The sequence below is a fragment of the Psychrobacter sanguinis genome (assembly GCF_020736705.1).
In the GTDB taxonomy this organism is placed as follows: domain Bacteria; phylum Pseudomonadota; class Gammaproteobacteria; order Pseudomonadales; family Moraxellaceae; genus Psychrobacter; species Psychrobacter sanguinis.
This window is the reverse complement of sequence record NZ_CP085990.1, coordinates 2,864,089-2,877,976: the sequence shown is the minus strand read 5'-3', so window position 1 is coordinate 2,877,976 and position 13,888 is coordinate 2,864,089. Positions and strand designations below refer to the sequence as shown.

Annotated in this window: 9 protein-coding genes; 6 read left to right on the top strand and 3 right to left on the bottom strand. The window is 38.9% G+C overall.

The genetic code is table 11. From position 1 onward, the window contains the following. The first annotated feature begins 68 nt into the window (after positions 1–68). From dnaX to ruvB, 3 genes are all read left to right on the top strand, one after another. Positions 69–2,432, top strand: a complete 2,364-nt coding sequence (gene dnaX / locus LK453_RS12095; RefSeq protein WP_201541636.1) for a DNA polymerase III subunit gamma/tau — start codon at positions 69–71, stop codon at positions 2,430–2,432. 167 nt (positions 2,433–2,599) lie between these two features. After that, complete coding sequence (locus tag LK453_RS12090) at positions 2,600–3,502, top strand: LysR family transcriptional regulator (RefSeq protein ID WP_201527506.1); 903 nt, start codon at positions 2,600–2,602, stop codon at positions 3,500–3,502. Positions 3,503–3,710: 208 nt separating this feature from the next. Continuing rightward, a complete protein-coding gene (gene ruvB / locus LK453_RS12085) occupies positions 3,711–4,688 on the top strand; it encodes a Holliday junction branch migration DNA helicase RuvB (RefSeq protein WP_007393675.1) in 978 nt (325 codons plus the stop codon). A gap of 187 nt (positions 4,689–4,875) precedes the next feature. On the opposite strand, the gene LK453_RS12080 is transcribed toward ruvB, so the two are convergent. After that, on the bottom strand, positions 4,876–6,012 hold the full coding sequence (locus LK453_RS12080) for a hypothetical protein (protein ID WP_201527167.1): 1,137 nt from the start codon (positions 6,010–6,012) through the stop codon (positions 4,876–4,878). Positions 6,013–6,145: 133 nt separating this feature from the next. Between LK453_RS12080 and LK453_RS12075 the strand changes: the two genes are divergently transcribed. Next, positions 6,146–6,682 carry a L,D-transpeptidase gene (locus LK453_RS12075; RefSeq protein ID WP_201527170.1) on the top strand — a complete coding sequence of 179 codons (537 nt, stop codon included), beginning with the start codon at positions 6,146–6,148 and terminating at the stop codon, positions 6,680–6,682. A gap of 162 nt (positions 6,683–6,844) precedes the next feature. Here LK453_RS12075 and LK453_RS12070 read toward each other — a convergent pair whose 3' ends face one another. Both LK453_RS12070 and LK453_RS12065 read right to left on the bottom strand, forming a co-directional pair. Beyond that, positions 6,845–8,353: a CYTH and CHAD domain-containing protein gene (locus tag LK453_RS12070; protein WP_201527171.1), complete on the bottom strand. Its 1,509-nt coding sequence runs from the start codon at positions 8,351–8,353 to the stop codon at positions 6,845–6,847. A gap of 278 nt (positions 8,354–8,631) precedes the next feature. Beyond that, positions 8,632–10,215, bottom strand: coding sequence for an isocitrate lyase (locus LK453_RS12065; protein WP_201527173.1), 1,584 nt, complete (start codon positions 10,213–10,215; stop codon positions 8,632–8,634). 703 nt (positions 10,216–10,918) lie between these two features. Between LK453_RS12065 and LK453_RS12060 the strand changes: the two genes are divergently transcribed. Together LK453_RS12060 and LK453_RS12055 are read left to right on the top strand one after the other, a co-directional pair. Then, a complete protein-coding gene (locus LK453_RS12060) occupies positions 10,919–11,908 on the top strand; it encodes a LysR family transcriptional regulator (RefSeq protein WP_007393670.1) in 990 nt (329 codons plus the stop codon). Positions 11,909–12,219: 311 nt separating this feature from the next. After that, positions 12,220–13,617 (top strand): NAD-dependent succinate-semialdehyde dehydrogenase, encoded by a 1,398-nt coding sequence (locus tag LK453_RS12055; RefSeq protein WP_201527182.1) that lies wholly within the window; start codon positions 12,220–12,222, stop codon positions 13,615–13,617. Positions 13,618–13,888: the final 271 nt, after the last annotated feature.

The following is a 13,888-nucleotide window of genomic DNA, read 5'->3' as shown; positions in this document are numbered from 1 at the left end:
GCCTAGCTTTTCGTTATTGTAAGTTGTTGCAAGTTTTAAAATTTACCCTATAGATTTGGTTGTCCATTATGTCGCAGCAGTATCAAGTTCTAGCACGTAAATATCGCCCAAAAAACTTCCATGAATTGGTTGGGCAGTCTCACGTGTCTAAGGCGCTTATCAACGCCATTGATCATAATAGGTTACACCATGCTTACCTATTTACCGGGACACGCGGAGTGGGTAAAACCACAATCGCCCGTATTTTATCGAAATGCCTAAACTGTGAAACGGGAGTCACCAGTACCCCGTGTGGCGTTTGTAGTAGCTGTGTGGCAATTGATCAAGGTCGCTATATTGACTTGATTGAAATTGATGCAGCATCACGCACCAAAGTTGAAGACACGCGTGAGCTCATTGATAATGTGGCTTATGCACCGACGCAAGGGCGATACAAGGTTTATCTAATTGACGAAGTACATATGCTATCGACGCATAGTTTTAATGCGTTATTAAAAACATTAGAGGAGCCACCAGCGCACGTTAAATTTTTACTGGCCACTACTGATCCTCAAAAACTACCGATTACTATCATTAGTCGTTGTCTGCAGTTTGTATTACGACCTTTGCCTCAACAAGCGATCAGTGATCATCTCGCAAATTTATTAACCCTTGAAGGGGTTAATTATACTCAACCTGCACTTTGGCAATTGGCCAATGCTGCCAAAGGTTCTCTCCGTGATGCTTTATCGTTGACCGATCAGGCCATTGCTTTTGGTGAAGGTGCACTGACCGATGAAACGGTTAATGACATGCTGGGTCTGATTGATAGTGCAGACTTGGTTAGCTTGTTATTGGATATTTATCAAGGTAATACTGAAGCGGTCTCTGCTCATATTGAACAAATGCGTGCTCAAATGGTAGATGCAGGCAGCATGTTTGATGGGCTAGCAGAATTATTGCATCAGATAGCGATGCTGCAATTATTGCCAAATGTCGCTTTAAATGTTAACGATAAGCAAGCGAATCAAATTAAACGTTTGGCAAGTATTATTGGGCCTGATGTTTTACAACTGTACTATCAGATTGTTATCCAAGGTCGTGAGCAGATTAAACTGGCCAATATTCCCTTGCAGGCACTTGAAATGTGTTTGTTACGCTTATTGGCGTTTAGACCTTTGGCAATAAATGAAGTGCCAATGCCTATTCAAGCTCAGCCGGACAATACCGTTTCTATTCCTCAGCCACAATCAGATCTTCAGCCACAATCGGAAAATTCTAGTTCTGAAATTGAACCTCAATCTGGATTGGGGAACGACACTGAAAATAAAGCTGAAAGTGAAACGGAAGCCGAATTGCAATCGGTAAATGAGCCTGAGTCTGAAGCTGAAAACTTTCATTTACAAGATGATGTTATAGAAGATACCGATCTTATTGAGACAGTAGAAGATTCTAATCAGTCCCATACTTTGATTTTTGATCAACAACCAGTTGAAAGTATTATTGAGCAAAATGATTCAGTCATAGAAGATAGTGACAATGGTTTCGATTATGCACTACCTGATTTCACATCTGATGTTCAGATTAATCCTGAATCAGAGACGCATGCTCAACCAGAAATAAGTACTCCGTCACAAGCTGATTCTGAACGTCAGTCTATTACTGCACCAGATACTAATGCTCAGCCAGAAACTATCATTGAAGCAGAAGTTAATACCATTCATGATAAAGATTCTATAAAAACGGAAAATAATAATAGTGATAGTCATTCTAATTTTGAATTAAATACTTTATTTGAAACTAAAAGTGGATTAAAATCCTCTGTTTCGCATGGTAAGGCTGACACTATCCTGTCAGAGGATGCGAAATCGAGCGGTATAATTTCTGAACAGCAAGCGTCAATAGAATTAAACGAGACCAATGTTAATCAAGATCAGTCAATATCTACCTCGACTCTGAATCACCCTGCTGAGAATGAAAAAATATCTAAATTTTCAGCAGAGGATCCACGCTCATTATTAAAGTGTGCTCCAGTAGAGTTGATAGGTGAATGGACTCCTGAAAAATGGGATTATTGGTTACAAACTGCGAGGGAGTCTGGCGCGTTGGCTTACGATCAACTGGCTATGGCAAGACAAGGAGTAATGACCGGTCAAATTTCTGGTAAAAGTGTATTCAAGGTTGCCTTCGATACTAAGAATATGCATAGTATTTTCAATCATTTGGCCAATCATTTGGGTGACCAATTTGGGGCAGAAGTATCGATTGAAGTTGATACTTTATTGGCTTCGAACTATGAAGATTTACTACCACAGAATAGACAGAAATTACGGGAAGTTAAAGCCAAGGATTCTGCAAAGGAACTGATTATTCAAAGTCCTGTTATGCAAAGGTTAATCCATGATTCTAAAGGGGAAATTACTCATTTGAGACTTTTAGATGATACAGAATAGTCATTTTTCTATTGTTTATAAGTTCTGCAAAGTTTCTACAATTTGCTTTAACAAAAAGTAAACTTAAAAAATGAAAAAACTTAACATTTGTCCGTAATTTCTCAACAATTGTCTGTTTAAATAAGTTATACTATACCACTTACTTTATATGTTAGGTGTTAAGAATGATGTTAGACAATTTAAGAGGTATGGCGGTATTCGCCAGTGTTGTCGGCCATGGTTCGTTTAGTGGTGCAGCGCGACAGTTGGGTATTACCACAAGTGCTGTAAGCCAACAAATCAGGTCACTAGAAAAAGATCTAGGCGTAGTATTGTTGCACAGATCTACTAGGAAGCTAAGTTTAACGGAAGCGGGTGCTAGCTTCTATGAGTCTGCGAAGGATGTTGTGACTGCAGCAGATCAAGGACGTATCAAAGTTAATCAACTGCGTGATGAGTTAGCGGGCAGTTTAAGAATTGCGACTACTCCTGAATTAGGGGTCAATCATATCCTTCCTGCATTATCAACTTGGATGTCTGCTCATGATGATTTAAGCATTCATTTCTTAGCTGACAATCATTACATTGATATGATTGATGAGCGTGCTGATATTGCTATTCGTATGAGCCCACAGATTAAAGACAGTTCAGTAGCGACTTATCCACTTGCTGAAGTAAAACAAATGTTGGTAGCATCACCACATTACTTAAGACAGCATGAGAAGATAACCAAGCCTAAAGATTTGGTGAGTCATCAGCTAATTAGTATCGATTTGATGAAAGATCCAAATACGTTAGATTTTAACAGTATCGAAACTGGTAAAAAGAACCGCGTTAAAGTACCTTCTAGAATTCAGACTAATAATGTGTTCTTAGCAACGACTTTGGCCAAAGAAGGTCATGGTTTAGTACGTGTTATGTCACTTGATGTTCAGAAAGAATTGGCTTCTGGTGAGCTAGTAGAAGTTATTCCTGAATACTCATTACCGCATTTCGTTTTATATGCAGTGACTTTAGATCGTGAACAGCAACCTGCAAAAATTACCCGTTGTCTTGAAGTTCTTAAAAAACACTTCCATGCAGCAGCTTAATTAAAAACCTAAAATATTTCCTAACTTTTTAGGCTTACGCTAAAGTAGTGGTTATGATATATAATGAATATCATAAATCACTGCTTTAGCGTAATTTTTTTGCGTGTCTATTTTTGCTTCATTTGCAATTTTATAGTGATATAAAATCTTTATTTCCCTCTTTTTTTATCAAGTTTTTTAATAAGCATAAGGTTATTTGTAATAGATTATGGAAAATAGACTGATTAATCCTTTAGAGCGTCAAGACGATACGGTAGACAGTAACATTCGTCCCGGAACACTGGCTGAGTATATTGGTCAGCCTGTGGTACGTGAACAAATGGAAGTATTCATTGAGGCTGCTCGACGGAGAGATGAAGCATTAGACCATACTCTAATATTCGGTCCTCCAGGGCTTGGTAAAACAACTTTGGCCAATATTATTGCTAAAGAAATGGGTGGTAATTTACGCTCGACTTCAGGTCCAGTATTGGAGCGAGCAGGTGATTTGGCAGCTATGCTAACCAACCTTGAAGAAGGTGATGTATTATTTATCGATGAGATTCATCGCTTAAGCCCGGTTATTGAAGAAATTTTATATCCGGCTATGGAAGACTTTCAACTTGATATTATGATTGGTGAAGGTCCCGCTGCACGTTCTATTAAATTAGACTTACCTCGCTTTACCTTAGTCGCCGCTACCACACGAGCAGGACTGTTGACCTCTCCTTTACGAGATAGATTTGGTATTGTTCAGCGTTTAGAGTTTTATAATATCGAGGACTTAACCACTATTGTCAGTCGTTCTGCACGATTAATGAATGTAGAAATGACAGCGGAAGGCGCAGTTGAAGTGGCAAGACGCTCTCGAGGCACACCGCGTATTGCGAACCGTTTATTACGCCGTGTCCGTGATTATGCTGAAGTAAAATCTAATGGCAAGGTCACAGGAGATATTGCGGACAGTGCTTTGGATATGCTGGCCGTAGATAGAAGAGGGTTGGACCATTTAGACAGACGTTATATCGAGATGGTACATGCTAGATTTGATGGTGGGCCTGCAGGCGTAGAAGCTATAGCGGCAGCTATGGCAGAAGACAGAGGCACTTTAGAGGATGTTATTGAGCCTTATCTGATTCAACAAGGTTATGTGTTAAGAACAGCGCGAGGTCGTGTTTTGACCCAAATGGCCATTGATCAGCTTTAAATGTGAATTGTCTGCTTTATAAGTCTGGTGTTTATATGGACTACTAGGTGCAAGCTCTTAGAGTTTGCACCTTTTTTTGAGCATAAAGAAGAAGTGATAAATAAGCAGTAAAAGCAGCGTAATTAGCCACCTCACTAAAGACTCATTTTACTAAAAAAATAGTGACTTTTATAACATCAGTCTATTTTTAGACTTGAATTTTTCCTTGATGCACTGTGGGTTGTATCGTTTGTGATTTCTTGTATTGATATTTACCCACGGCCAAGAGAGTTAAGCCACCAATGACGATTACCAGTAAAATCAATACGGGATTTTTCCACAATGGGGTTGGAGTCTTAACCGATTGGTGCTCTCCAGCTTGTGTATCGCTATCTCTACCACTTTCAATATCTAAGAACCCAAAGTTAACGAAAGGTCTTGAAGGAGGTTGTATCGGCTCTGGAGCAACCTTTAAACGTCTGCGGCTGAGATAAATATCAGAAATTTTAGCCAGCTGTAAGAGCCAGCGTTGATAAGGCAGAGTAATGTTGGCCATTGAATCAAAAGTTAGCACATCACTGTTATTAGAGTTATCAACAATGAGCGGACCATTAGCAGCAATGCTATTATTTTTAGAGTTATTGCTTGTAGAAGTATTATTTGACGTTCTTCCAATCACTCTAGCATAGTGCGGCATCTGTTGTGAGTTATAGGCGGTAGCGATAGTAGGAAGCTGATAACCTGTAATTTGATGCCAAGAGGGATCAAAGCTAGGCGCTAAGCTAGTCATTGTAACCCCGTTGCTTTGTAAAGCTTGAGCGTCTGGTATGTCTCGTTTAAGCTGAAAGAACTGAGGTTGCAATGCAAACCAGTCATTTATTTCTTGCTCATTTAACTGAGCATAATCTGTTAAGATGGCAATTTCCCTTAAGCATAATAAGCTTAGAGCACCTAACAAATCGCGGACTTGGCTGGAATTTAAATTCGCCTGCTGAGCAAGTTTCTGACAAACCTGTTTTTGCACCTCAGTTGAGCGAAATAAAGCCTCATTAATAGAGTGACCATTTTGATAAGCAGTGTACATGGTCTTGAAATTAAAGGCATTATATTTGCGTAATTCTTTGACAAGACTGCGCGTTAATAATTTTTTCAGTATGGCTTCAGGCCCTTGCTTTTGATTATAGGCCATAAGCGCACTGGTAATAGCTTGTGTGCCATTTTGGATTAATAAGCGGGCTTGAGGAATTGAAATATTGCCGATATCTGCAAACAAGGCATCGATAGGTAACGTATCTTCAAATAGGAAATCATATACTGACACGCGGGTGGGTAAAAGAGCTGTCATAAGACCTACTACAATGAATTATTTGTGTTTATCATAAGGGTGATTCACTTTGGTTACAACCTTTCATCACAGTTAGCTCTCTTGATTAATATTTAATGTAAATGGTAATAATTAGAATTAAGGCTGAAATGCTATGACCGAATTAAAAATAATTGAGAAAATCACGCCTAAGATTATTGTAAATATCGCTGAACAGACGCTAACGTTGTTTGTTCCTGACGAAGAAGGCAATATGACTAACTATAGCTTTAGTATTTCCACTGCAAAAAATGGTATAGGTAGTCAAGAAGGCAGTGGCTGTACGCCTTTGGGTAAGCACTGTATTGCTGAAAAAATAGGAGCAGGTAAGCCTATCAATAGTGTATTTGTGGCCAGACAGCCTACGGGTGAGATTTATGATGAGCAGCTTGGGTTAGAATATCCCGATCGAGATTGGATTTTAACCCGTATTATGTGGTTAACAGGTTGTGAATTGGGTTTGAATAAAGGAGAGAATAAAGCGGGCTGCTGTGATACTTATCAGCGCTATATTTATATTCATGGTACGCCGGACTCAGAACCTATGGGTATACCGCTTTCGCATGGCTGTGTGCGTATGCGTAATGAAGATTTGCTATGGCTATTTGATCAGGTTGGTGAAGGCGTGCCTGTTGAGATTGTGACAGGTTAACAGCTATATTTTAAACCACTGCATTTTTCACTGACCAAAAAAAAGCATCTTCTGCGTAATCGAGCTAAGAAGATGCTTTTTAATGTATACAATAGTTTAAGTGTCTATAAAATCCAACTTTCTATAAAACCAAACTAAGTGACAGCTTTAAGAGCAGCTCAACTACCAAAATTTAGGGGCATCCTTTATCACTTTAAGACTCTCAGCACATACTAAAGCAGCATGACTTTCTTGGGCGGTAAAATAGCCAACAGCAAACCAAGCATTAGGATCAGTTTCTGTTTTTTGTCTATAAAATGCTTGACCCACGATGTCGTCATTATAATCACCTAACACCTCTTGTGCCGGCTCTAAATACTTTAAGAAAGCTTTGGTTTTTTTGTTTTTATAAATCGGACTAACAAACTCACTAATGTATCTTAAGCTTTTTAAACGCTTTCTAACGTCATGTTGTGCCTCTATATCCAATGAGGCAAACTGATCACTCGCTTTACTGATTTTCTTATATAACGACTCCATTATTTTGGCAGTTTCTTGCTTAGCAGAACCTTTTTGCTTAGGTTTGTCTTTTTTAGCAGAACTCATGGTATATTCCATCAGCTCTAGTAAAGTTATCTGAAAATCTGGCGCTCTAATCGCATCAATAGGTTTTATTTTAATCGCATCACGCTCTTCAGACCAGTCAACATAAGGACCGCCTTTGGTTTCTAACATGGGTTGAGTCTTCACTTCTAGGAGCTCATGATCTCGATAATCGCCTAATAAACCAAAAGTTTGCTTTAGAATAGGAGTCCATTCAGGATTTAACTGAGAAGAAAAACCATCAAAGAATTTTAAGGCCGTACGCAATCTTCTAATACCGACTCGAAGCTGATGCACATGATCGCCATCCGTACTACCAGCCGCAATAGCACTAGCATTGGGTAGAATCTGAATCATGCAATTGTGAATCACCGCTCTTATAAACTCAGGCTGACTCACCTTTTTGTCAAAATCTAATTGCTTTAAATTGGCCTTAGTAGCTTCAGCATGCTGTTTGCCTGCTAATAATAGACCACCGCGCTCGGCTTTGGTCACAGTAGATAGGCATAGGTTATATCGTTTACACCAAGTTTTAGCCACTTCGAATAGAAAGGATACCTCTCCCTCTAACAATTCAAATTCAACTTCTAAAATGGGCTGACTGATTTCTGCATTCTCACCATGAATAACAGTGCCTTCGTCATAGGCCATTTCTATCACACCATTACTGCCTTTAATCATACGGGTGGTGCGTTCGACATCGGTAATATAAAGACAATTTAACTTATCAGAGACTTCTTCTTGACTTGAGTTTAAAACCATTTGCTCAACACCTAACTTTTCATATACAGAGAGGTCAGGGTATAAGCTGTCAGCTTCTAAAGCTTCAGTGACTTGTGAATCATCAAGAATATCGTTTTGTTCCCCACGGGAGGCCATACCATCGCCATTCGACTTAAGGGTTTGTACCCAAGTATCGCCTTCTTTACGGATTCTAAGTGCCATACCTGCTTGGGCTAAGGTATTGTCTACCGTATCGTAATAGTGGGCAGCCAATTGAGTGGTGTTAGAGGACTTGATTTTAGCTTGGCGCATTAATGAATCAACTTTATATTCTGGCACCAAAAACTTTAATTCTATTTCTTGCATGACGGTCCTTCAATAATCTATGAAAATTAGGTCTAAGTATTTGTAATTATTTAAATTTATAAAGAGAAGAAATTAAGAATATTTTAACTTCAACTATATCCCATATCCTAAGATATGTGTCTAATAAAGACAAGCTTATTAGAGTTGCATATTTATGACACAGGTGCTCAAAGCAAGAGTAGAACATAAACAGTTATTTTAAAGACACAAAAAAACGCCCTAACCGAAGTTAGAGCGTTTTTTTAATGATAGTACTAAGCTTCTTTTATAAAGAGGTCTTAGAACTGGTTCATTGTGTTTTTCTCGCCACCAGCTTTAAGTGCCATATCACCAGAGAAAATTTCTTTGTGATCATCACCTAAGTCTGAACCAGCCATTGCTTGGTGCTTAACGCAAGAGATACCTTCACGGATTTCTTTACGTTGTACGCCAGCAGCATAAGCAAGCATACCATCTTCACCAAAGTAGCCTTTAGCAAGTTCGTGAACGCTAAGTGCTGTAGTGTGGTAAGTAGGTAGAGTGATTAAGTGATGGAATACACCCGCTTCACGTGACGCATCACGTTGGAAGTTACGAGCAGCTTCGTCAGCAGCAGCGTCTAAATCAGTACCATCATAATCAGCACTCATTAAGTTGTTCTTATCGTATGCTGATACATCTTTACCTTCTTCTTCCCACTTAGCGATAATTTGCTTACGGAAGTTTAGAGTCCAGTTGAATGATGGGCTGTTGTTGTATACAAGCTTAGCTTTTGGTTGCTTCTCTTTAATACGATCAACCATCATTTTGATGTGTTCAACATCTGGAGTAGGTGTTTCGATCCATAGTAGATCAGCACCGTTTTCTAGAGCAGTTACACAGTCAAGTACAACACGGTCAATGTTAGTTTCTTCGCGGAATTGATATAGACCGTTAGCTAGACGAACTGGGCGAACTAGTTTACCGTCACGCTTCAATAGCACGTCGTTTTCTTTAGCATCAGCGATATCGATTTCTTCAACGTCGATGAAGTCAATGTATTGAGAAGCTAAATCACCGGGCTCTTCAGATACTGGGATCTTCTGAGTTAATGATGCACCTTCAGAGTCAGTACGAGCAACGATAACACCGTCGTCAACACCAAGCTCTAGGAAAGCATAACGAATAGCGTTTAGCTTAGAGATGAAGTCTTCATGCGGTACAGTTACTTTACCAGCTTGGTGACCACACTGTTTAGCGTCTGATACTTGGTTTTCAACTTGGATAGCACAAGCACCGGCTTCAATCATTGCTTTAGTTAAAAGGTAAGTCGCTTCTTCGTTACCGAAACCTGCGTCGATATCAGCAATAATTGGTACAACGTGTGAATCAAAGTTATTGATTTTTTCTTCGATTTCAGTAGTATCTTGACCAGCTTCTTTAGCAGCATTTAGCTCACGGAAGTAGTCGTTTAATACTTTAGCATCAGCTTGACGTAAGAACGTATAGATCTCTTCAATCAATTGAGGTACAGTTGTTTTTTCGTGCATTGATTGGTCAGGTAATGGACCAAGCTCTGAACGAAGTGCTGCTACCATCCAACCTGATAGGTAGATGTAAGTTTTAGCAGTAGTACCGAAGTACTTTTTCTTAGCGTACATAGTTTGTTGTGCAACGAAACCATGCCATGCACCTAGAGACTGAGTGTACTTAGAAGTGTCTGCATCATACTCTGCCATATCTTTACGCATAATAGCAGCAGTATATTTAGCGATATCAAGACCAGTTTTAAAACGGTTTTGAACCATCATACGTGCAGCATCAGTTTCGCTGATATTCTGCCAGTTGCCATGTTTTGCTTTAATTTCACGGATATGGTCAATAGCTGATTTATAAGTTGACATCAATTGTCTCCTTGATTGAGGATGGGTGAGGTGAAATAAATGCTTCTATTATTTTGTTTATGTTTAAAACTAAAGAAGTTTTTATTTAATTCACTTTCTAATACGAGGTCAAGACTAAGTTAGCAATAACCTCAATATATAGTTTAATTTGTTGTAAATGTTTGTTTCTAAAGCCAGTCTTACAATCTTCCAAAAGGTCAATTCAGATTGACTTAAATTGTAGTGTAATAACACTTGCCCTTAACACTTGCTAATCACTATAACCACATTACCTGAATTTATCTAGTTTATGAAGGTTATCTTGGGTATTTATTTAAATTATAGTACAATAGATAGAAAGGCTTGGGGGCTGTTTATGGTCTTTTTTTGGGAGCATAACCACTTAAAACAGGAAAGGTTTGAGTGTGATTGAATCAGGGTTAGGTACCAAACTTAGTCAACCTTTTAATAACGCCTTTAAATGCTTACCAAAATAATTCAACGATTATTAAAGTAATAGATTTATCCAGTCATCCAATTATTTTTATTGTTAAAAATCACTCGCTCGAAGTTCTATAGCGTTAATAAACTGATTACCAATAATTTTTAATATTTTGTGAGTTTTGTTTCTTTGCTATGACTTTTATTTCCCATTAGCGCAGAATCAAACTTAGCAGTTGTTTAACATAGAGCCATTGTTGCGGTACAAATTACAGAGAGTTTTATGAATTTACAAAGGGTCGATTTAAATTTATTGGTCAATTTAGACGTGCTATTGCGTGAAAAAAATGTTACTCGCGCTGCTGAACAGTTAGGAATCACTCAGCCTGCTATGAGTAATATCCTACGCCGTTTACGTAAGCTGTTTAATGATCCTTTATTGGTGCGTTCTTCTGAAGGAATGACACCGACAGAACGCGCATTAGAGCTACAACCTCGAGTCCGTGAAATTTTAGCGGAGCTGAGCCAGTTGTTAGAACCCCGTACTGAATTCAGACCTTATACCACCTCACGTGTATTTAGAATCATGACGTCTGACTATGCCGAAGCTACTTTAGTTCCGCGCTTGGTTAAGGCATTACGCTCGGAAGCACCAAATGTTATTTTGGACTTTTTGACACCTTCAGATGTGTCCTATCGTGACATGGAGCAGGGAAGAGTTGACTTGGCCATTAACCGATTCAATGAGATTCCGCAGAGCTTCCACCAAGTTTTGGTATGGAGAGATACGTTCAGTTGTTTGTTGTCAGCCGAAAGTCCTTACGTTAATCGCTTTAATTTAAAAAACTACCTTAAAGCACAACATGTTTGGGTGTCTAAAACAGGCATGGGCGTAGGTTTTGGGGTAAACCCTGATAAATCAGGTGGTCTAGGCTCTATTGATCAGGCGTTGCAACGTTTGGGTCAAAAACGTCAAATCAGTGTCTTTACCCGCCATTATCAGATGCCCGCCATGTTAGCCGCTAACAAAGACTTGATTGCGACTTTACCAACACGTGTAGCACGTATGCAGGCCAATAACGATAGTATTGTACTCAAAGAGCCACCGTTTTTTATTCCAGAATTTGAGCTGACCATGGCTTGGTCACCTTTATTGCAACATCACCCAGCACATAGATGGTTACGTCAGTTGATTATGCATGTGGCACGTCAAGTTGTGGCGGATGAAGAAACCAATGAAGATGAAATCCCAATGATTAGTCATTTATTCTAATTAAATCAAGGGATTATCCGTTAAGTTGTTTTAACATATCGATGACAGTTATTTACATCCGTACAAAGGTTAGAGCGTCTGCACCTGTTATGCTATTAATCTCTAAGTTGGCAACCACTCTTTAAGTGGAGTGGAGTATTAAAAGATTAAGCCAATAAGGAAGAACAAAGATTTTAGCAAGACTGGCACTTTAACCAGTACTGTAATAAGTGCCTTAAAGGCGCATAGAGCAGCGTATTGATAGAGTGTATTGAAAGATAGATAACAAAAACTCAAATACGATAAATAGCACAAGCTATAAGGATAACAATATGTCAGATATAACAACTATAAACCCAGCAACAGGTAAAGAAATCAAATCATATAATTATATGAGTGATGCGGAGGTTAATAAAATTATTGAAGCCTCTCATCAAGCCTTTTTACAATGGCGCGAAACCTCGCATGAAGAGAGAGCTAAAGTGATTACTTCAATTGGTGATAAACTAATTGAGCATAAAGAAGATTTGGCTCGCTTAATGACTGAGGAGCGTGGTAAGACTTACGAGCATAGCCTACAAGAAGTAGATCTTTGTAAGAGCATTTGTGATTATACGGCCGCTAATGGCGTCGCTGCATTAGCAGATGATGAGCGTGATCTTGAAGGTCTTGAAAAAGGTATTATCACTTATCAGCCAATTGGTATTATCTATGGTATTCAGCCTTGGAACTATCCTGCCTATCAGGTTTTCCGCTATACCATCGCTAACTTAATGGCGGGTAATGCTATTTTATTGAAGCATGCGGCTAACGTAACAGGTTCTGGTCTATTAATTGAAAAGATTCTACATGAGTCTGATTTACCAAATGATCTATTTAGAACTTTAATTATTAGCCATGACCAATCAGAGCAAATAATTGCCAATAACAAAATTCGTGGTGTGACGCTAACGGGTAGTGATAAAGCAGGGGCTGTGGTTGCTCAACAAGCGGCTAAAGTTCTGAAGAAAACGGTGATGGAACTGGGTTCAAACGATGCGTTTATCGTATTAGAAGATGCCGACTTAGAATTGGCTGCGACGACTTGTGCTCATGCTCGACTGTACAATAATGGTGAAACTTGTGTTGCCGCTAAACGTTTTATTGTCGTGGACTCAGTTTATGACGAGTTCCGTGAACTGCTTATTGAGAAGTTCAAAGGCTATAAAGTAGGTGACCCTATGCAGGAGACGACAGATGTAGGTCCTATGTCTAGTACTCAGCAACGCGAGACCTTACAAAAACAAGTGCAAGAAAGTATCGACAAGGGTGCTAAAGTTGCCTATAGCAGTGATGTAGATGATAGCCTACCTAAAGAGGGCGCTTATCAGCCTTTAGTTATTTTGGAAAATATTTCTGAAGATCAACCTGCCTATAAAGACGAGCTATTCGGCCCTGTTGCTTCGTTAATTCGTGCCAAAGATGAAAAAGATGCTTTCCGTATTGCCAATGACAGCCGTTATGGTTTAGGCGGTGGTGTATTCTCTAAAGATGAAGACAAAGCAATTCGTTTGGCAACTAAATATTTTGACACCGGTATGATTTATATCAATGGTTATAGTTTGGTACAGCCAGGCCTACCATTTGGTGGTGTTAAAGACTCAGGCTTTGGCCGTGAACATGGCGGCTTTGGTATCAAAGAGTTTATTAACATCAAAGCATTACATGTGGTAGGTAAAGCCCCTGCGTAAGCTTTGATCCCTGTATAAGCTTTGAGTAGGATAAAAATTTATGGCAGTTAACTTGTAAGTTTTTCTGTCATAAATGAAAGCCCTTGGTAAGTAATTACCAAGGGCTTTTTTCGTGTTAGTGGTATTGATATATAGTGAATAGCAAAATGAATATAAAGACTTTAAATCCTAAACTACCCCTAAAGTATTTAGATACAGAGTAATAAAAAATTTAAAGTGAGCCATCGGCTTGATTATTTTGCTAGAATTCTAATCATTACTCTGTTGATAG